20 protein-coding genes are annotated in these 20,690 nt (G+C 37.8%); 10 read left to right on the plus strand and 10 right to left on the minus strand.

The annotated features are described in order from the left end of the window. Positions 1-147: 147 nt before the first annotated feature. The 5 genes from M014_RS0123370 (at position 148) to M014_RS0123390 (ending at position 6,676) form a co-directional block, all read left to right on the plus strand. Positions 148-843, plus strand: coding sequence for a response regulator transcription factor (locus tag M014_RS0123370; RefSeq protein ID WP_026593864.1), 696 nt, complete (start codon positions 148-150; stop codon positions 841-843). A gap of 2 nt (positions 844-845) precedes the next feature. Next, positions 846-1,868, plus strand: coding sequence for a sensor histidine kinase (locus M014_RS0123375; protein ID WP_026593865.1), 1,023 nt, complete (start codon positions 846-848; stop codon positions 1,866-1,868). Between the two features lie 94 nt (positions 1,869-1,962). After that, positions 1,963-3,933, plus strand: coding sequence for an ABC transporter permease (locus M014_RS0123380; RefSeq protein WP_026593866.1), 1,971 nt, complete (start codon positions 1,963-1,965; stop codon positions 3,931-3,933). Between the two features lie 20 nt (positions 3,934-3,953). Further along, a complete protein-coding gene (locus M014_RS0123385; RefSeq protein ID WP_026593867.1) occupies positions 3,954-4,706 on the plus strand; it encodes an ABC transporter ATP-binding protein in 753 nt (250 codons plus the stop codon). After that, entirely contained in the window at positions 4,703-6,676 is a 1,974-nt protein-coding gene (locus M014_RS0123390; RefSeq protein WP_026593868.1) for an FtsX-like permease family protein, read from the plus strand. The genes M014_RS0123385 and M014_RS0123390 overlap by 4 nt, the downstream gene beginning before the upstream one ends. Positions 6,677-6,724: 48 nt before the next feature. On the opposite strand, the gene M014_RS0123395 is transcribed toward M014_RS0123390, so the two are convergent. The 8 genes from M014_RS0123395 to M014_RS0123435 all read right to left on the minus strand — a co-directional run bounded on the left by M014_RS0123395 (position 6,725) and on the right by M014_RS0123435 (position 15,209). After that, complete coding sequence (locus M014_RS0123395; RefSeq protein WP_026593869.1) at positions 6,725-6,925, minus strand: YjcZ family sporulation protein; 201 nt, start codon at positions 6,923-6,925, stop codon at positions 6,725-6,727. A gap of 245 nt (positions 6,926-7,170) precedes the next feature. Beyond that, a complete protein-coding gene (locus tag M014_RS0123405; protein ID WP_026593870.1) occupies positions 7,171-7,473 on the minus strand; it encodes an enhanced serine sensitivity protein SseB C-terminal domain-containing protein in 303 nt (100 codons plus the stop codon). A 4-nt stretch (positions 7,474-7,477) separates the two neighbouring features. Beyond that, positions 7,478-8,584 carry an o-succinylbenzoate synthase gene (menC, locus tag M014_RS0123410; RefSeq protein WP_026593871.1) on the minus strand — a complete coding sequence of 369 codons (1,107 nt, stop codon included), beginning with the start codon at positions 8,582-8,584 and terminating at the stop codon, positions 7,478-7,480. Then, complete coding sequence (locus M014_RS0123415) at positions 8,585-10,030, minus strand: o-succinylbenzoate--CoA ligase (protein ID WP_026593872.1); 1,446 nt, start codon at positions 10,028-10,030, stop codon at positions 8,585-8,587. A 313-nt stretch (positions 10,031-10,343) separates the two neighbouring features. Beyond that, complete coding sequence (gene menB, locus M014_RS0123420; protein ID WP_026593873.1) at positions 10,344-11,162, minus strand: 1,4-dihydroxy-2-naphthoyl-CoA synthase; 819 nt, start codon at positions 11,160-11,162, stop codon at positions 10,344-10,346. A gap of 92 nt (positions 11,163-11,254) precedes the next feature. Next, the gene (gene menH, locus M014_RS0123425; RefSeq protein ID WP_026593874.1) at positions 11,255-12,067 is read right to left on the minus strand and encodes a 2-succinyl-6-hydroxy-2,4-cyclohexadiene-1-carboxylate synthase; all 813 of its coding nucleotides are present in this window, start codon (positions 12,065-12,067) and stop codon (positions 11,255-11,257) included. Beyond that, the gene (gene menD, locus M014_RS0123430) at positions 12,064-13,818 is read right to left on the minus strand and encodes a 2-succinyl-5-enolpyruvyl-6-hydroxy-3-cyclohexene-1-carboxylic-acid synthase (RefSeq protein ID WP_026593875.1); all 1,755 of its coding nucleotides are present in this window, start codon (positions 13,816-13,818) and stop codon (positions 12,064-12,066) included. The genes menH and menD overlap by 4 nt, the downstream gene beginning before the upstream one ends. Further along, positions 13,815-15,209, minus strand: coding sequence for an isochorismate synthase (locus M014_RS0123435; protein ID WP_026593876.1), 1,395 nt, complete (start codon positions 15,207-15,209; stop codon positions 13,815-13,817). The genes menD and M014_RS0123435 overlap by 4 nt, the downstream gene beginning before the upstream one ends. Positions 15,210-15,400: 191 nt before the next feature. On the opposite strand from M014_RS0123435, the gene M014_RS0123440 reads away from it, so the two are divergent. Together M014_RS0123440 and M014_RS0123445 are read left to right on the plus strand one after the other, a co-directional pair. Next, positions 15,401-16,354: a 1,4-dihydroxy-2-naphthoate polyprenyltransferase gene (locus M014_RS0123440; protein WP_026593877.1), complete on the plus strand. Its 954-nt coding sequence runs from the start codon at positions 15,401-15,403 to the stop codon at positions 16,352-16,354. 158 nt (positions 16,355-16,512) lie between these two features. Then, positions 16,513-17,244, plus strand: a complete 732-nt coding sequence (locus M014_RS0123445; RefSeq protein ID WP_026593878.1) for a TraR/DksA C4-type zinc finger protein — start codon at positions 16,513-16,515, stop codon at positions 17,242-17,244. Positions 17,245-17,287: 43 nt separating this feature from the next. Here M014_RS0123445 and cspD read toward each other — a convergent pair whose 3' ends face one another. After that, positions 17,288-17,488, minus strand: coding sequence for a cold-shock protein CspD (gene cspD / locus M014_RS0123450; RefSeq protein WP_001193054.1), 201 nt, complete (start codon positions 17,486-17,488; stop codon positions 17,288-17,290). A gap of 485 nt (positions 17,489-17,973) precedes the next feature. Between cspD and M014_RS0123455 the strand changes: the two genes are divergently transcribed. Beyond that, complete coding sequence (locus M014_RS0123455) at positions 17,974-18,756, plus strand: TIGR00266 family protein (RefSeq protein ID WP_026593879.1); 783 nt, start codon at positions 17,974-17,976, stop codon at positions 18,754-18,756. Positions 18,757-18,796: 40 nt separating this feature from the next. Here the strand turns inward: M014_RS0123455 and M014_RS0123460 are convergent, their stop codons facing one another. Continuing rightward, a complete protein-coding gene (locus tag M014_RS0123460) occupies positions 18,797-19,579 on the minus strand; it encodes a MerR family transcriptional regulator (protein WP_026593880.1) in 783 nt (260 codons plus the stop codon). Between the two features lie 166 nt (positions 19,580-19,745). Here M014_RS0123460 and M014_RS0123465 point away from each other — a divergent pair, with 166 nt between their 5' ends. Together M014_RS0123465 and M014_RS29810 are read left to right on the plus strand one after the other, a co-directional pair. Beyond that, a complete protein-coding gene (locus M014_RS0123465; protein ID WP_026593881.1) occupies positions 19,746-20,468 on the plus strand; it encodes a lipase family protein in 723 nt (240 codons plus the stop codon). Between the two features lie 76 nt (positions 20,469-20,544). Further along, the gene (locus M014_RS29810; protein ID WP_197030419.1) at positions 20,545-20,688 is read left to right on the plus strand and encodes a hypothetical protein; all 144 of its coding nucleotides are present in this window, start codon (positions 20,545-20,547) and stop codon (positions 20,686-20,688) included. Positions 20,689-20,690: the final 2 nt, after the last annotated feature.

The following is a 20,690-nucleotide window of genomic DNA, read 5'->3' on the forward strand; positions in this document are numbered from 1 at the left end:
AACTATAAATTGTCAATTATATCCACAGCCCTTTTTACTTTTCCACTTTTGCCCTATACTGTTTACTAACGCTTGTTGCAAGATAATGAAAAGACTAGAAACACATGTTACACTATAGCTACAATTGTTTTTTGAGGAGGAATATATATGTATAAAGTTTTAATCGTTGAAGACGATCCAAATATCTCATCTTTACTTCAGTCTCACATTCAAAAATATGGTTATGAAGCGGTTGTTGCCGATAACTTTGATGATATTATGGATTCTTTTAATAGAGTGAAACCACACCTAGTGCTTCTAGATGTAAACTTACCGAAGTTCGATGGCTTCTACTGGTGCCGTCAAATTCGTCATGAATCAACTTGCCCAATTATTTTCATTTCTGCACGTGCTGGTGAGATGGAACAAATTATGGCAATTGAAAATGGTGCGGATGATTATATTACAAAACCATTCCACTACGATGTTGTCATGGCAAAAATTAAAGGACAATTACGCCGCATTTACGGTGACTATGCACCAAACATTTCAGAACGTATTGTGGAAGTGGAAGGTTTAAAACTATATCCAGAACGTCCAGAGATTCACTTTAAAACGGAACAAGTTTTACTAACAAAAAAAGAAGCAATATTAGCGGAAATGCTACTATCAAAACACCCACGTACAGCAAGCCGCGAAGATTTATTAGCTGCACTTTGGGATGATGAAAGCTTCGTTGAAGAGAATACATTAAACGTAAACATTACACGCCTTCGTAAGAAATTCAATGAACTTGGTATTGAGAATGCAATTGAAACAGTACGCGGATTAGGGTATCGTTTTAACGCAACTTGGAGTGAATAAGAATGAAGTTATTTTTGCGTGATCATTTTGCATTTTTTCTTCTTTATGCATTAAACTTCGGTATCATTTTCATTCTCTATGATGCAATAGATGGATTCCAAAGCAACAAGTTCTACTTTATTGTATTAAGTTTATATTTATTTATTTGCTTCCTTGCTTATCGCTATGTTCGCAACCGCAGAATGTATCATAGGTTAAGTGAGCCACCAGAAAAAATGGAAGATGCGTTTATTGAAAGAGCGACTGCACCGATGCCGCACGGCGTAAATGAACTTGTTCGTACGCAGTATCGCCTCTTCCAAAAAGAGCTACAAACATATGAAGTAAAACAACAAGAACATCAATTGTTTATTAACCACTGGGTGCATCAAATGAAAACACCCGTTTCTGTTATGCAACTTATGGTACTCGAAATGGAAGATGAACACCTCATTCCTAAATTTAAAAAAGAATTAGAAAGATTAAATCAAGGACTTGATATGGCTTTATATATGGCAAGACTTAATAACTTCCACGAAGACTTCCATGTAGAAACGATTTCACTGAAGGATGCCGTAACAAAAAATATTAATGGCTTAAAAGAACTCTTTATTCGCAATGGGGTTTTCCCCGTTTTAGAAGTCCACTCTGACCTTACGGTTGCTTCTGATGCAAAGTGGCTTAAATTCATTATCTATCAGTTAATGACCAATGCAGTTCGCTATTCTGGCGAGCGTGGCAAGAAAGTCTTCTTGTCCGCTTATCGAAACGGAAAAGACATTATTCTAGAAATTCGTGATGAAGGTGTTGGTATCCCACAAGAAGATATTCGAAGAGTATTCGAACCATTCTATACTGGAAAAAATGGTCGTGCATTTGGAGAGTCAACTGGTATGGGACTTTATATTGTAAGTAAAATTTGCTCTTATTTAGGACATTCTGTGAAATTAGATTCTGTGGTTGGTAAAGGAACAAGCATCAAAATCATCTTCCATAACGCTGCGAATACACAAGCCGATGAATCTAGGAAGGTGACAGAGCAATGAACATAACACATTTCAGCAAAATGTATGAGAATTCACTCTCATACATTTTTTGCAACACGACTCAAACTATATCTTCTATTCGGAGGTATACAGCATGACTTTTTGGCAGTTTGCATTTAAAAACGTAACCCGAAATTCAAGGGCTTATTTCGCCTATTTCATAAGTAGTGCATTTTCCATTGCCGTTTTCTTTTCATTTGCGGTGTATTTATTTCATCCTCGATTACAAGGGTCTAACTTGGTTGATGGAATTTCAGGATTAATGATATTTTCGGAAGTAGTTATCGTGTTCTTCTCGTTCTTTTTCTTACTTTACTCCATCGGTACATTCTTAAAGGTTCGAAAAAAACAATTTGGTATTTTAACTGTTTTAGGAATATCCAGAAAGCAATTAAAACGACTTATTTTCTTAGAAAATATGTTAATTGGAGTATTATCTATCTTTTTTGGCATTCAATTCGGACTTGTATTTTCTCAGTTTTTCTTATTAGTAACAGCGAAAATTACATATGCCCCAGGACTATATTTATATTGGCCAACAGAAGCCATCATTTTAACAGCTGTAATCTTTCTTGGACTCTTTATCGTCGTATCAGCATTCACTCCTATACTCATTCGAACAAGAAAAGCGGTGCGACTTCTAAAGGAAGGGAAAGTGAAACAAAAAGAACGAAAGCCATCTATACTTATTTCTCTATTCGGTGCTATATGTTTATTCTCCGGTTATGTGCTAGCTGGAAATCCAAAATACTTTGTATCCCTCAGTACTGAAATAGGGTCTATATACATTGTTTCTAGTATTTTCGTTATTCCATCACTAGTTGCAATGGGAACCTATTTTTTCTTTTCACAAATTAGCTTCCTGCTCATTCGTATTTTAAAAGCAAGACGGAAGTTTTATATGAAACGAATTAATATGCTTTGGATTTCAGATTTAGCAAATCGCATTCGGACAAATATTAATATGCTGTTTATTGTAGCAATGCTATCTACCCTTGCATTTACAATGATTACATTCATATATGGATTTGGGAAGTTTATAAAACTCGATGTTACCAACAATAGTCCATTTCCATTTACCTATCTTTCATACGACAACAATCCACTTGTCACGCAGCATATGGACTGGTTAGAAAAGCGACTTAGCGAAGAGCAATTTTCATATAAAAAGTTCGAAACGGACTTATATGCAGTTTCATTACAAAAGGATGAAACGACTCCTTTTGAACAAGAGGCATATGTATTAAAGGAAAGTGACTATAATAAGCTTGCGACTGCTTTACATCGTAAGCAACTTTCTGTAAAGACGGATGAAACATATATATTACCTGGGTACGGGTATCAAAACATATTGGCACCCATGCAAGAGGAGTACATGCAAAAAAGCGTCAAACTTTCTCAAAGTGGACATACATTACATGTAAAAGGTTACGAATTTATTAGCGTGATACCAACTGGATGGACATCACAAATATTGATTTTATCTGATGATACAGTACATGCTTTATCGAATAACATGAAACATATGACGCTTTATAATTTCCAAGTAAAAGACTGGGAAAAGACACATGAAATCGCTGCAGAGTATTTTGATAAATTAACAAAAGAGCGACACAACATCTCATCTACAGAGCCTTTATATATGATGGAGGAAGCAAGTAATACACTATACAACATTAAATTAAGTACCGCTTCATTCTTTTTAATTGGCACGTTCCTTGGTGTTATTTTCTTCATTGGAGCTGGAAGTGTACTTTACTTCCGAATGTATACGGATTTAACAAACGAACAAGAAAAATATATTACCGTTACAAAAATTGGTTTAACAGAGTCTGAGATGAAGAGCTCAGCAACCATTCAGCTTGCGATTTTATTCTTTGTTCCATATATTATAGCTTCCATTCATACAATGTTTGCTACAAAAATGTTGCAAGAAATCATAAATCTGTCGTTATTTGCTGAGATTACAGTGGTTCTTACAATCTTTGGAACGATTGAAATTATCTTTTTCTTGTTAATCCGTTCCTTATATATGCAAAAATTATCGCATCATATTAAGCTTTAAAAAATAGAAAGGTGAGTTTTATGGAAGAAGTATTACACATTAAAAATGTCTCAAAAGTGTATGAGGGGAAAGTTCCTCATACTGCTTTAAAAAATATTAATTTGCATGTGGATAAAGGTGAGTTTGTCGCAATTATGGGACCTTCAGGGAGCGGTAAATCTACTTTCTTAAATGTAATTTCAACAATTGATTCTCCTACTGCTGGAGAGGTTTTTATTAATGGAAAACAGCCTCACACATTCCGCAGAGAAAAACTAGCCGTTTTCCGCCGTCAGGAATTAGGCTTTGTTTTTCAAAACTTTAACTTATTAGATACGTTAACAATCGGTGAGAATATTGTATTACCATTAACCTTAGATAACGTTCCTCTTAAAGAAATGGATGAAAAACTTGATAACATCTCAAAAAAACTTGGAATTGATCATATTTTAAATAAGCGGATTTTTGAAGTTTCTGGTGGACAAGCGCAGCGCACCGCAGTAGCTCGTGCTGTTATTCATCATCCATCGCTCTTGCTTGCTGATGAGCCAACAGGAAATCTAGACTCTAAAGCAGCAATTGATGTAATGGAGTTATTTACAAAATTGAATAAAGAAGAGCAAGCTACCATTTTAATGGTGACACATGATCCATTTGCAGCTAGTTACTGCAACCGCGTGATTTTTATTAAAGATGGGGAACTTTACAATGAGTTACACCGCGGTCTATATCGTGAAAAGTTTTATCAAGAAATCTTAGATGTACTGGCATTACTCGGAGGAAGACGCGGATGACATTTTGGCAGTTTGCATTTAAAAATGTCTCTCGTAATTCAAAAGCATACTTTGCCTATTTTGTAAGCAGTGTATTTTCAATTATGGTTTTCTTTTCATTTACTGTGTATTCGTATCACCCGCATTTACAAGGCTTACAAGAGCGAGGACCACTGATGAATTTAATTGGGATGGCCCAATTTGTCATCGTTATGTTTTCGTTCTTTTTTCTCCTTTATTCTGTCGGATCATTTTTAAAAGTACGTAAAAAACAATTCGGTATTTTGACCATTCTTGGCATTTCAAAGAAACAATTAAAACGACTCGTGTTTATGGAAAATATGATGATTGGAATATTAGCAATTTTTGTTGGCATTCAAATTGGCCTTGTGTTTTCTAACTTTTTTCTACTAGTGACTTCTAAATTAACGGGTGTAAAAGGACTTTATTTATATTGGCCAACAAAAGCGATTATCATAACGACCATAACATTTATCATTTTATTTTTGATTGTTTCTACTTTCACACCTATATTAATTCGCACGCGCAAAACAATGCGTTTAATAAAAGATGACGGACAACAAAAAAAAGAGAGACGCCCATCTATTCTCATTTCACTTTTTGGAGTGGCTTGTTTAGTAGGATGCTATTATATTGCTGGTGTTCCGGAAAGTTATGTATCAGAGAAAACGATTCGAAGCGGCTTTGCTATTGTTCCACCATTATCAATCATTCCACTTGTAACAATTGGAACCTATTTACTGTTTTCACAAACACTGTTTCTTTTCATTTGGTTATTAAAAAAGAGACGTCGTTTTTATATGAAAAAAATTAACATGCTTTGGATCTCGGATTTAGCAACACGTACACGTGGTAATATTACTATGCTGTTTATCGTTACTATGCTATCTGCGCTTACATTCACGATTATCACGTCACTTTTTGCAATGAATAATTACACAAAAGCGGCAATTTTAGCAGATTATCCGTTTCCTTTCACCTATATATCTGATGAGAAAAATCCTTTTGAAAAAAAGCATACGGATATAATCGAAAGAGAGTTAACAAATTACGAATTTCAGTATAAAAAAAACAAATTCACCGTGTTAAAAGATCAAGCTTTTAATATCGATATTGCCATTATGAAAGAAAGTGATTATAATCAGCTTTCAACACTATTAAACAGACCGACGATTCAGCTGGATAAATCCGAAACCTATATTGTTTCGGATTACTCAAAAGCTGTCAGAAGCTTAACCATGCATCCTTTTGAAAAGCGAGAAAATATTACGATCGCATCTAACAAAAAAACATTTCATATAAATGGCTTTTCTGAACAAGCAATTGGGCCAAAGTTTGCTCTTCCTTATATTTTGGTTATGCAAGATTATGTAGTGGAAATGATGATTCCTCATATCGAAACGATGACAATTTATAATTATATAGTGGAAAACTGGGAACAGGCCCTTTTACCAACAACAAATATTTTAAAAGTAACGAACGAGGATAGAGACAATATTTCTAAATCTAAAGAACAAAATAATAACACACAAACGCCCATCCCATTCTCTATTTTTACGGCTAGTGACGAACTGTCTTATAGTAAACAAAATAATGTTTCCGGTTTCTTTATCGGTGCATTTCTCGGCGTCATCTTCTTTATGGGTGCGGCTAGCGTTTTATACTTCCGAATGTATAACGATTTAACAAGGGAAGAACAGAAATATATTACCATTACAAAAATTGGGTTAACAGAAACGGAAATGTTCCATTCTGCAACCATTCAATTGGCAATCCTATTTTTTGTACCTTATATCGTTGCTACTGTGCATACGATATTCGCTATTCAATTTTTACAATTTATACACTCATTTTCATTATTAAAAGAATTACTATTCGTATTAACTCTATTTGGGACCATCGAGATTATTTTCTTTTTCCTAATCCGTTCCTTTTACATTAATAAATTATCACAACGTCTTAAAATTTGAATAAAATAGCCTTGTGCGTATGCACAAGGCTATTTTCAATAGTTTTTGTTAGCAGTAACCGCCGCCGTAACCACCAAAGCCACCATAACCGCCATAGCCACCGTAACCGCATCCACCACCGAAGCAGCTAGCACCGATGATGATCAATAAAATAAACAGTACAATTAGAAGCGCAAAGCCGCCTCCGCAGCCGTGTCTTATATGCTGATGATGATGATGGTCATGATTGTGATCGCACTTTTCACTCATTACTCTATTCCTCCTTTAGTATCATTCGTAACAACAAGGGGATCCTATCATGTTCTAAATGAGCGGATTCCATTTATATTATGTTTACATGGGAAATCAGGAGCTTGTTTTTCCCAAAAACAGGCTTGTTTTACGAAAAGATGCAATTGAACCATGAATTTATAGATAACCGTGAATGCGTACGAACTGTACGAACTGCTCATTCATCACAAAAAGGCCTACGATAATCGAATCATCGTAGGCCCTTATATACGCTGTACAAATAGCTTTCCTTCTTGAAGGATACGCTTTTTTAATTGTGGATTGGGGAGCATATTTAAATGTACCACATCAAATTTCTCGCTTCCCTCTAGCTCTTCTGTCAACTCAAAGCATAGCCACTGAAATTGTTTATACGAGGCATTCTTCGTTTCAATTGCAATATGATAACTATACTGATCGAACACTTCTTTCCTTACTTGAGACCCAAAAATATATGCAACTTTTACAATTGGCACCTTTAATAAATATACCTGTATGGCTTGCAATATATCTTCTTGCTGCCTCATGCATTCACCTCTCACATACAATCCGTTTTTTCGTAATCTCTTCTAATCTTTCCCGGTTTACTTCATATCCAAACCCAGGTTCATTCGGAACAAATACTTTTCCGTCTTCCAATGTTACTTCTGGTAAAATAATATCTCGCTTCCAATGTCTACTCGAAGCTGAAATATCACCTGGAATTGTAAAGTTCGGAAGTGATGCTAACGCAATATTTTGCGCACGCGAAATCCCCATTTCAACCATACCACCGCACCAAACAGGAATGCCGCGCTCCTGACAATAATCATGAATTTGAATCGACTCAGTTAATCCACCAACTCGTCCCGGTTTAATATTTACGATGCGGCAGCTTCCAAGTGTAATCGCTACTCTTGTATCTTCTAAGCTATGAATACTCTCGTCCAAACAAATAGGTGTCTCAATCTGTTGTTGGAGCTTAGCGTGATCAAGAAAATCATTATCTGCTAAAGGCTGCTCAATCATCATTAACTGGAATTCATCTAATCTTTTTAACTGCTCAGCATCAGCTAACGTATACGCTGAGTTTGCATCGGCCATTAATGGAATCTTGGGGAAGGCTCTTCGTATTTCTTTCAGCAGCTCATAATCAAGTTTTGGTTTAATTTTCACTTTAAAGCGCTCATAACCTTCTTCTGCATACATCTCAATTCTCTTTAACATATTGGGAATCGTATCTATCCCAACTACAACACCGACTCCAATTTTTGGCTGCGTTCCTCCAAGTAAAGTCGCTAATGGCTTGTTTTGACGTCTCGCATATAAATCCCATACAGCGCCTTCTATCCCTGCTTTTGCCATGTGATTTCGTTTTATATGCTGAAAGAGGCCCGGACTTTCATTCGGATGCGTAATTTCCACTTTCAGTAAATCTGGTAATAAAAAATCTTGAAGCATATGAAGCGCCGTTATTACAGTTTCTTCTGTGTACCATGGCTCAGAAAAAGCGACGACTTCTCCAAAACCGATATATCCGTCAGCATCCTCAAGTTCAATGACGATACTTTCGCGCTTTTTATACGTTCCGTAACTTGCAGCAAAAGGCACGACAAGAGGCATTTCTGTTATATAAAGCGTCACCTTTTTAAACTTCATCTATATTTCCTCCAACAAATGCCTTAATTCACGTCTTAACAATTTTTCCGAAGCATTACGTGGTAATTCTGATAAGAAATACACTTCTTTTGGTACTTTATACTTCGCTAATTTTTCTTCACAAAAACGAATGATTTCTTCTTCAGTTACATGATCTGTTTTTACGATAAATGCAGCTGGTACTTGTCCCCACTTAGCATCCATTTTTCCAACAACGCCAGCTTCTACAACTTTCGGATGCGCAAGCAACACCTCTTCAATTTGCGCTGGATAAATATTTTCCCCTCCTGAAATAATTAAATCACTACGGCGATCTAGTACATATAAAAATCCTTCTTCGTCCAAATACCCAAGGTCACCAGTACGAAGCCAACCATCCTTTATTGCTTCACGTGTTGCATCTTCCCGTTTAAAATAGCCATGTGTCACATTCGGCCCTTTTACAACAATCTCACCTTCAACATTTGGTGGCATAACCCTACCATCCTTCTCAATTCGAAGCTGACATGGGAAAAGAGGTTTTCCTGCTGAACCGACTTTCGTTAACATATAATCCGCTGATAGTGTACAAATTTGTGAAGAAGTTTCCGTCATTCCATATGTTTGATACACAGGAATCCCTTTTGTTACACATGTTTCTAATAGAGGCTTTGGCGCAGGCCCTCCGCCTAATAGCATACAGCGTAAAGCGTTTGGGTATGTTTCTCCTTCAAGTCTTTCTAATAAGTCCGTCAGCATTTTAGAGACGACCGATATGATTGTTACTCCTCTTGTTTTAATCGCTTCATGAATAAAATCAGGATCATATTTGGGAACGAGCAAAACCCGCATACCGTACATAATATTTTTCATTAGAAGGGATAAACCGCCTACGTGGAACATCGGCATACACGCTAACCAACAATCATCATCACGGAGTCCTAAGTTCAGCGATGATCCCACGGCACTCGCCCAGTGATTACCATATGTTAAGATAACTCCTTTCGGCTTTCCAGTTGTTCCTGACGTATAAATAATTGTCATCGCTTCTTCTAAAGAAAACTCTTCTTGAATCATTGCGGGTTGCTTCGGTCCATTCACCACTTCTTCAAATTTGTAACCAGGTACCTGCTCCGTTTCAAATTCTTGGTCTGTTAGTAAGCAAACAACTTCAGCATCTTCCATTTGCCAAAGTAGCTCTTCTCTTGAAAGACGTGTATTTAGAAGTACGGCTACTGCCCCTATATAAGACAAGGCATGAATTACCGTAATCATCTCCGTACCATTTTTCATCAGAACAGCCACTTTTTGACCTTTTTCTATCTGTAAGTAGGAAAGTTGTTTACAAACAGATAATACTTTTTCATGTAATTCTGCAAAGCTTATTTTCTCTTCCTTTGTCTCAATCGCAGTACGATTTGGCGTTAAAAAAGCACGCTGCATTAACCAATTGGGCATCGTCTTCATTACACATTCTCCTTCCATGAAAGAAAGAGACTTGATGTAGAATCAAGTCTCTTTTTTGCTTCCGCTTTTAATCTATCCGGCTACAGCGGCTAGAATATTCGGTGGCTTCGCTTCTGCCCATGAGGCAAACTGCGCCTCTACGTCAGAAGCTCCATCTCCCTCACACTCTAAACGAGCCGCTTCCGCTTTTGATTCTATCCAGCTACGCCTCCTAGCCCTTCGCGTCTAAGAACCTTCCGCACGAGAAAGTAAAATCACTTTCTGTGCGAAAGAACCTTAGCCGTCAGGGCTGAACAGTCGGCTCCGCTTTTGATCAAGGAAAACGAGGGAATTGTCCGAAGTCTGGACGACGTTTTTCTTTGAACGCGTCACGGCCCTCTTTTGCTTCGTCAGTTGTGTAGTACAATAACGTTGCGTCTCCCGCTAGTTGCTGGATACCAGCTAATCCGTCTGTATCTGCATTGAATGCAGCTTTTAAGAAGCGAAGTGCCATTGGGCTGTTTGCTAAGATTTCTTGTGCCCATTGTACTGTTTCTGCTTCTAACTCTTCTAATGGTACAACTGTATTTACTAAGCCCATATCAAGTGCTTCTTGTGCACTATATTGACGGCACAGGTACCAAATTTCACGAGCTTTCTTATGACCTACCATACGAGCTAAATAACCAGCACCGTAACCGCCATCAAAGCTACCTACTTTAGGACCAGTTTGTCCAAATACAGCGTTGTCTGCTGCAATTGTTAAGTCACATACGATATGAAGTACGTGTCCACCACCGATTGCATAACCTGCTACCATTGCGATAACTGGTTTCGGGATTGCGCGAATTAAACGTTGTAAGTCTAATACGTTTAAGCGTGGGATTTGGTCCTCACCTACATATCCGCCATGACCGCGAACTTTTTGGTCGCCGCCAGAACAGAATGCACGTCCACCTTCACCAGTTAAAATGATAACGCCAACATTCGCATCATCACGTGCATATGCAAAAGCATCGATTAACTCCATTACCGTTTTAGGGCGGAATGCGTTATGTACTTCAGGGCGGTTAATCGAAATTTTTGCGATACCATTGTATGTGGAATAAATAATATCTTCGTAATTGCCTTCTTTTACCCATTCAATAGCCATTACTATTACCTCCTTTTTTATCGTGCTAATAGTCAATTTAACTTGTCCATTAGCTAATCTATAAGTTCTACTCTCTTCAAAAGAAAAAAGTGTCACTGCATAGTTTTTAGAAATCCCTTTACTATTGTATCAAACTTTTGCGGTTGTTCCACATGAATTGCATGGCCAGCTCCATCAATTTTGACAAATTCCGCGTGCGGAATGCATTTTTTTATGTTTTTTAAGATCTGAAAGAATTTTGGATCGCTCTCTCCGTTCATTAACAAGACAGGCATTGCGAGCTCTTCAAGCTGATTCCACCATGAAGGCTGAGCACCTGTTCCCATACCCCTAAGACTATTTGCAAGTCCTCTTGGGTGATTAGCAAGTCTCTCGGTTCTTACCGCCTCTTGTACATCTCGTGACAACCTTTTTTGCGTTGCAAACAGCGGTATATTTTCCCACCTGCTTACGAAGGCGTCTATTCCTTCCAATTCAATTCGATCTGCAAGCTGTTCATCTTTCGCGCGGCGTTCTTGTCGGTCCGATTCCATTTCAAGTCCAGCTGTGCAATTTTCTAATAAAAGAGACTTCACACGGTTTGGATATAAGCATGCTATCGTAATCGCCAGTCTTCCACCCATTGAATAACCAAGTATATGTGCTTTTTCAATATGCAAATGATCGAGTAGTGCCGTCATTTGTCGTGATACATTTTGAATATCATAATGCGTAATTTCCTCGGGACTCTCTGTTTTTCCATGTCCAACAAGATCCACTAAGATAACTTGAAATTGCTTACTCCATGAAGAAATAAAAGAACGCCATGTCTCCATGCTACCCGTAAAACCATGAAGAAGTAGGAGCGGTTCTCCACTTCCGACCACTTCATATTCATACGTTACACCTTCTAGCATGACTTTCATTTCACTTCACCTTGCAAAATTTCGGTAACTATTTTCGATGTACTTGCCCATAGATCACGGTGCATCTTTAAGTTCTCATCACGATTCGTACAAATTTCTACAACGTGTAATCCTCGTTCAGTTGTTCCTTTTTGTACTTCTTCACGAAATGCTTCCCAACCATTTACACGCGCAAATGAACCACCATACATCTTTACAATATGTTCATAATCAAGTCCAAGCGGCGTTCCGAATAATGATTCAAAATGCTCTTTTGATTCATATTGCGGTAAGAATGAGAAGATGCCACCACCATCATTATTTACAATAACAATTGTTATGTTTAAATCATATAATTTTGCTGCTAATAGTCCGTTTAAATCATGATAAAATGATAAATCACCGATTACTAATACAAGGGGCTCACAAACAGTACTCGCACCTAGAGCTGTTGAAATAATTCCATCAATCCCATTCACACCACGGTTTGCCACTACATTGATTCTTTTATCTGTTGTAAAGAAGAACGTATCTGTATCACGAATTGGCATACTGTTGCTGGCAAATAAAGTTGCTTCCTCTGGTAACACATGAACAATATCAGTAATCACTTTTCCTTCAAATGCTGTTTCATATGTTTCGATTTCACGAAGCTTTTCCTTCGTCGCATCGTTTATATGTTTCCACATCCCGTACCAATCATTCTGTTCTCTCTTTTGCATATTATCTGTAAGTTCTTTACAAAATGAGATATCACTTGCACATACAACTTCCGTCGCTGCAAGAGCCGGGTCTCTCCATTTTCCTGACTCATCTACAACGATATGAACAGCTGTCTTTTGTTTCTTTATATATTGCGTTAAAGCTTTCGATACAGGCATACCACCGAAACGAATGATAACTTCCGGCTTCCAAGTATCCTTTAACAATTCATTTCGTAAAAATGTATCATAACAATCCATTACCATTGATTTATCATGTTCACCGCTTCTGAGACCTGAAAGGGGATCTGCTAAAATTGGATATCCGGTTTTAGCAGCAAACTGTATGATAGGTTCAGCAATCCCTGGATGACTATCGTCTCCACAAACAATAAGCCCCTTTTCCATACTTGAAAGGCGCTCTGTAAGAGAACTTACATATTCACTGGCCATCGTCATGTTTCCTTGGTGAACTGCCCCTGTATATTCACCACGACCTTTTTCCCATAAATCTGCTAAAGAGAAATTAGGAATGAGTGGTTCCCGAAGTGGGAAGTTAATATGGACAGGTCCCTTTGGCTCAAGGGACGCACTTGCAATAGCACGTCCAACTGTCATACGAGCATAATGATACATAGGCTCTCTAGCTTCTGGCAGTGCCATCTCCATAAATTGTTTCACAAAAGAACCATATAAATTTAATTGATTCATTGCCTGCGGTGCCCCAACATCTCGTAGTTCATGTGGTCTGTCTGCTGTTAAAACAAGCAATGGTACACGTGAATGAAAGGCTTCACAAATTGCCGGATAATAGTTTGCTGCCGCTGTTCCTGATGTGCACAAAATCGCTACAGGACGCTTCTTCATTTTCGCAATACCGAGCGCAAAAAAGGCAGCTGATCGTTCATCTACATGCAAATACGTTTTTATCTGTTCATGTTGCTCCATTAGTAAGGCTAACGGCGTTGATCGTGAACCTGGACTAATGACAACATCATATACATTTAGACGCGCCATTTCGTCCACAAACGCGCCTAAATAATATGATAATGCTTCTATATGATTATTCATTTCATTAATTCCTCCAAAGCACCAAGCATCGGTCTAAACTTCAAACTTGTTTCTTCATATTCAAGTTGCGGCACAGAATCAATCACAATACCGCAACCAGCAAATAAGGATGCCTTATCACCATTTAATAATCCGCAGCGTAAGGCTACCGCAAATTCACCGTTCCCTTTGTCATCTATCCAGCCGATTGGTGCTCCGTACAATCCGCGGTCTAATAATTCTACATCACGAATCAGTTTCATCGCTACGTGGCGAGGCGTGCCGCCAAGTGCTGGCGTTGGATGTAATTCTTCCACCATCGAAAGAAGTGATGCATCACCTTTCGCTTCAACTGGTGTATATAAATGTAGTAAATTTTTTGTTGTTAATAATCCTGGTTGCTGCGGAATATTAACAGACTCGCAATGCTCATTTAATACGCCTCGAATCATATTTACTACATAACCATGCTCTGCCAAATTCTTTTCATCATGAAGAAGCATCGCACCATTTTGTTTACTTTCTTCTATAGAATTACCATGACCAATCGAACCAGCAAGACACATGGATGTAAATTTCTTTCCTTCTTTTCGAATTAATCTCTCAGGCGTTGCTCCTAAGAAGCATGCCCCTTTATAATCAAAGGAAAATACGTAACAATCTGGCTGACCAATGCGGAGTGCTTCTAAAACACGAGCAGAATCAATATTTTGGTTCATCGTTAGTTTTAATTCCCGTGCTAATACAACCTTTTGTACGCTTCCTTTTTTCATTTCATCCTGTACTTTTACAATTGCATTCATCCAGCCCTTTGGGTCAACTTCTACTTTAGAAGTTACTGTTAACTTCTCCTCTGTAAGCTGGCCTTTGCATTCTTGTAAAATTCTTTCTTCCAAAGAAACAATTTCTTCATAAATTATCTGTGCCGAATCTTCAGCTGAAATAAATGTATTTATCGTTAACCATGCTTTTTCATTTTTGACTGTTAAAAGAAAAGCTGGTAACGACAATGTTGTATCTTTAAATTCTTTCCAAAGATCCGTTTGTTCTTTTTCTGGATCAAATGAAAAGCCACCAAATAAAAGTGGTCCTGTCCCAAATTCATACTCTTCTCTTTGAACAATTGCATTCTTCTGCACTTTACTCCACTCTTCGCGAGCATCTTGAAAGCGTTTGTCAGAAGAATTTGCTATAGTGAAAACAGAGCCAATTCCAGCAAATATCACATGCTGAGCCGGATCTGCAAAATAACATCTATTTTCGGATGCAATCCTTTTTCCTGCTGCATAAAAAAGAAGTGGATCCATCCAATCTATTTGCTTTACAAAACTGACCAATGTTTTTTCATTCGTCGCACGTGTAATAGCTGTAATTAGTACTTCTTGTAAATCTTTTTGTTTCGTCTGAATCACAGAATCTCCCCCCTATGGGCGAAAAATAGTCATAAATACGCTTGATTTTAAGATACACCTCAAACGAAAGCCCTGTCAACGTTTAGCATTTCTGAGAAATTCCCCTTCTCTTCCTAGAAAATAAACGTTGACACTAAATGCTGCTTTTCCTACACTTAATTGTGTATATTATGTGACAAGGAGGATTCAACATGGAAATGAAAGTCGAAACGAATTCCCCTTCTATGTCGCCAAAACCAAGTAAACAAACGGGTTGGCGCATTTGGTGGAGTTTATTACGTCCTCATACATTAACAGCAGCTTTTGTTCCTGTTTTTATCGGAACAGCTTATGCAATGCAAGTAGGGGGTATTAATCAAATACATCTCCCTCTTTTCTTTATCATGCTTCTTGCCTGTCTTCTCATTCAAGCAGCAACAAACATGTTCAATGAATACTTTGATTATAAAAGAGGATTAGATCATGAAGGTTCAGTTGGTATCGGCGGTGCAATTGTTCGCGACGGGATTCCGCCAAAAACAGTATTGAACTTAGCATTTGGATTTTTCGGTATCGCAATGCTATTGGGCGTTTATATTTGTATGAATTCTAGCTGGTGGCTTGCTGCAATCGGTCTTGTTTGTATGGCCGTTGCCTACCTTTATACAGGCGGCCCCCTTCCAATTGCCTATACACCATTTGGAGAATTAACAGCAGGATTATTTATGGGTGTTATTATTATTGGTATTTCTTTCTTCATTCAGACTGGCACTGTAACATCAGAAATTATTTTAGTATCTATTCCAAATTCGATTTTAATTGGTGCAATTTTACTTTCTAACAACATTCGTGATTTAGATGGTGATAAAGAAAACGGTCGTAACACCTTAGCAATTATCGTTGGACGTGAAAACGCAATTGGTGTCCTTGCATCTATGTTTATCGTTTCATACATTTGGACGATTGCCCTAATGATTGTCGGAATCGTCTCTCCATGGATGCTAATCGTATTCCTAAGTGCACCGAAAGCATTTAAAGCAACAAAAGGATTTATCGGAAAAAGTATTCCAATGGAAATGGCACCTGCAATGATTGCAACTGCAAAAACAAATACAATCTTTGGATTTTTAATGGGAATGGGCCTATTGCTTGGATATTTTCTATAGAAGAGGAGCTGCTAGTTAGCTCCTTTTTTCAATTTCAAAATATATCGGTGCTTTTTCAATATATGGGCGATGTCATTACCTTCCTAAATTCCTCCTCATATTTCCTGTAATCCAGCTCATACTACATAAAGAAACCGAATTGTAGGAAGGTGGATACTATGTTAACTCCACAACAAATCAATCATTTTAAGTCTATTTTAGAAAAGCAACAACAAGAGTTAGAACAAACGCTGCAAAATCATGAAGGGACAGACCGTGCTTCTGAACGGGAATCTGTTGGAGAATTATCGGCTTATGATAATCACCCTGGCGATATGGCTACCGAATTATATGAACGCGAAAAAGACTTTGGACTTATTGAATTTTGGCATAAGCAACTGCAAGATACAAAGGATGCCCTGCAAAAAATTGAAGCTGGCACATACGGGGTTTGCGAAGTTTCTGGTGAAGAAATCCCGCTGGAAAGATTAGAAGCCATGCCGACTGCTACAACTTGTATTGAACATACGACAAATAAATTAAACCTAGGTGCACGTCCCATTGAAGAAGAATTGGTAGAGCCACCGTTTGGCAAATACGATATGGACAGTGCCGTTGGATATGATGCAGAGGATGCTTGGCAAGATGTTGCTTTATATGGAACATCAGAAACGCCATCTGATTTAGAACGCCGCGACTCGAAGAATTTTGATGAGATGTATATGGATGCCGAAGAGCCACGCGGTTACGTAGAAGACTTTGAAAACTTCATCGGAACAGATATGTATGGGAAGAACCCACAGGTGTATGCGACAGAAGAACATGAAGAATATGAGCAGATGCTTGATGATTTTGAAGAGCGCACCTTTAAAGGGGAATTATCTCCGAATGAATCTAGTTCAAAAGAATAAAAAAAGCATTCCGAAATTCGGAATGCTTTTTCTCGCTAGCTAATTAGTTTTTTGTAACGTTAGCAGCTTGTGGTCCACGGTTACCTTCAACGATTTCGAAAGAAACTTCTTGACCTTCTTCTAAAGTTTTGAAGCCGTCGCCTTGGATAGCTGAGAAATGTACGAATACATCGTCTCCACCTTCAACTTCGATGAAACCGAAACCTTTTTCGCTGTTAAACCATTTAACTTTACCTGTTTGCATGTCATGTACCTCCTAAATAAAAATGAAACTATGAATCCACATGAAAAGGTGGATATAAAGGACATGAATGTATCTCAGACCTAACGCCTTGAATTAAACACGCTTTATTTCCGTACCACATTATGTAGCTCAATAGTGATTTCACTATATCACGCTCTATCAAAAACGTCAAATGAGAACACTTTCATTTCAGTATTTTTTTAAAACTTCACAAAATATGTAAACTATATAAACTAGTAGAAAACCTTTTTTGAGGCGGGAGAGAGCATCCAGCCTTGCATAGAAACGTTCAGACTCTTTTTAGCCCCTGCCCTGTAAAAAACAAAAGGAGAATACAAGTAAATGTCACCTTTTGTTCTTCGTAGCAGCAACTTACATGTCGAAAAATTAAAATGACTTTTTGTTACAAATTAGCAAAATGATTGTTTTCTAATCTCTTTAAATTCTGTACAATATGAGTATCCACTACATATGAGGTGAAAATAATGAAAGCACATGAAATTGAGTATAAATTATACGGCGATGATATGCAGTTCGTTGAAATTGAATTAGATCCAGAAGAAAGCGTAATTGCAGAAGCTGGCGCAATGATGATGATGGAAGACTATATTGAAATGGAAACCATCTTCGGCGACGGTGGCGGAAAGTCTAGTGGCCTATTCGGTAAACTAATGGGAGCTGGAAAACGTCTTGTTACGGGTGAAAGTATGTTTATGACTGTATTTACAAATACAGGTCATGGCAAACGTCATGTATCATTTGCTGCACCGTATCCTGGGAAAATCGTTCCAGTTGATTTAAGAGAGTATCAAGGCAAAGTAGTTTGCCAAAAAGATGCATTCCTTTGCGCTGCAAAAGGTGTTTCTATCGGAATTGAATTCACGAAAAAAATTGGTAGCGGCTTCTTCGGCGGAGAAGGCTTCATCATGCAGAAACTTGAAGGTGATGGACTCGCTTTCATGCATGCAGGTGGCACTGTGTACAAACGTGAACTAAAGCCTGGCGAAAAACTGCGCATCGATACAGGTTGTCTTGTTGCAATGACAAGAGATGTTGACTATGATATTCAATTTGTAGGCAATGTAAAAACTGCTCTATTTGGCGGAGAAGGGTTATTCTTCGCAACGTTAGAAGGACCAGGAACAGTTTGGCTTCAATCCTTAACACTTAGCCGTTTAGCAGCGCGTCTTACAAATCCTGCAGCTCAAAGCAGCGGGGAAGGTAGCGTTTTAGGTGGACTTGGTCGACTTCTGGATGGGAAAGAATAAAAAACAAATCGCTACGTCATAAGGCGTAGCGATTGTTTTTTCACTTATCTTCTTCTCTTGCGGGACTGTACATCCCATTTTGAATCATATAATACTCCATCGCTTCATTTAACCACGCCTCTTCTTCCTTTGTATACGGGGACGGAATCATATCCTCATACTGATCTTCTATATTTTCTAAGTTACCCAAAGTGTGTAAAGCATCCTTCCCTACATATTGAAGCGTTGCCTTCATATGTTCATTAACAAGCTTTTGCACCTCTGGATTATGGACTGGCTTCCCAAATAATCTTTTCACTTCTTTCGACAACTGAATAAATTCTTTATCCAATGCGACCATCTCTTCTTCAGATTTATCGTATAATCGATCAACGGCTTTCTTATCCATGTATTCCTCAAGCCATAGGCGTTGTTCACTTTCTTTTTGTATATTACGAATTAAACTCATTAAAATATTACTATCTACTTGCCCTTCATCTTCTAATAAAGTAATTGTCCGATTAATGGCTTTCAAAGAAGTTTCAATATGTTCCTTTTTTTCTTCAAAGGCTGTTTTTTGGCGTTGTAATGTTTCTTTTAAGCTTTCATTAAAGCTAGACATATTGATCATTACACATATTTCATCTAGACTATATCCTAAAAATTTAAGACTCACTATCTTTTGCAACGTTAAGATATCTTTATTTACATATATTCGATGCCCAGACCTAGGATGTTTTTCCGGTTTAAGTAATCCGATGTCATCGTAATAATGTAGCGTTCGTATTGATGTGCCTGTTCTTTTAGAAAACTCTCCAATTGAATAATTTTCATTGTTACTCATCCGTTATTCCCCCCTACATTGTTTTACCGATATGGTTACTCAAATCATACTACCTCACGTAACTGTAGGTTCAAGTATTAAATTGCTTCAAATTTCCTCAAAGAATGATTATTCCCTTTCACTCATATATTGAACTATTACTATTTCTTAAGGAGGGGCTTCCTTGATGCGTGCTCCTTTATCTTTTGATAAAGATACTGCCATATTATTAGCTTCATGCTGTGAATTAACATATGATCAATATAAACAAAATGGCGTTTTTCAAATACCGGATGGATTTCAATATGTACAAGGCTTTCAAGCAAAGGTCATTCAAACAACAGAATGGTTTGGCTTCATATTAGAATCTGAGGATACCATCGTCGTTGCCTTTCGGGGAACACAAACTGATTTAGAGTGGATTATTGATTCACTTGTGAACCAAAAACCTTATCCATACGCCTTAAATAGCGGAAATGTTCATAACGGATTTCTCTCTATTTATGAATCTTGCCGTGATCCAATTATGGATATGCTTGTCTCCTTACCATCACATAAAAAACTGCTTGCCACAGGACATAGTCTCGGCGGAGCACTTGCCACACTACACATATTAGACGCGCGAGTGAACACTGCGTTTGCACAATACGGTCTCTATACCTTCGCTTCTCCAAAAGTCGGTGATATTACTTTTCGAAACTATTACAACATGCAAGTCGCAAGCAGCTTTCGCTTCGTTAATTTATTCGATGTCGTCCCGCTTCTTCCCCCGCGCAAAGTGCATTTTAATGACCGTGACTGGGAGTATACACATGTTCATCACAACATGACATTTACGAAAAATACAAAATCTATCGCCAACAATCACGCCATGACAACATACAAAACATGTCTGACTTCTCATTTTTGATACGGAAACATTTGGAAACAACATATCGGTATACTATAATAATCTATGTAACTACTTCTGGATGAGGGGACCAAACATGCTAAAATATTTCTTTGCACTTTTTCTAGTATTATTGTTTGCAGTTACAGGTTTCTTTACATTCTCATACTTTGCTACAGACGAATATGGTGGGACTGGTATGTTATACTCGGTGACACCTTATATCTCTATAGTGAAATAATC

This window comes from Bacillus sp. UNC437CL72CviS29, assembly GCF_000482345.1.
In the GTDB taxonomy this organism is placed as follows: Bacteria; Bacillota; Bacilli; order Bacillales; family Bacillaceae_G; genus Bacillus_A; species Bacillus_A arachidis.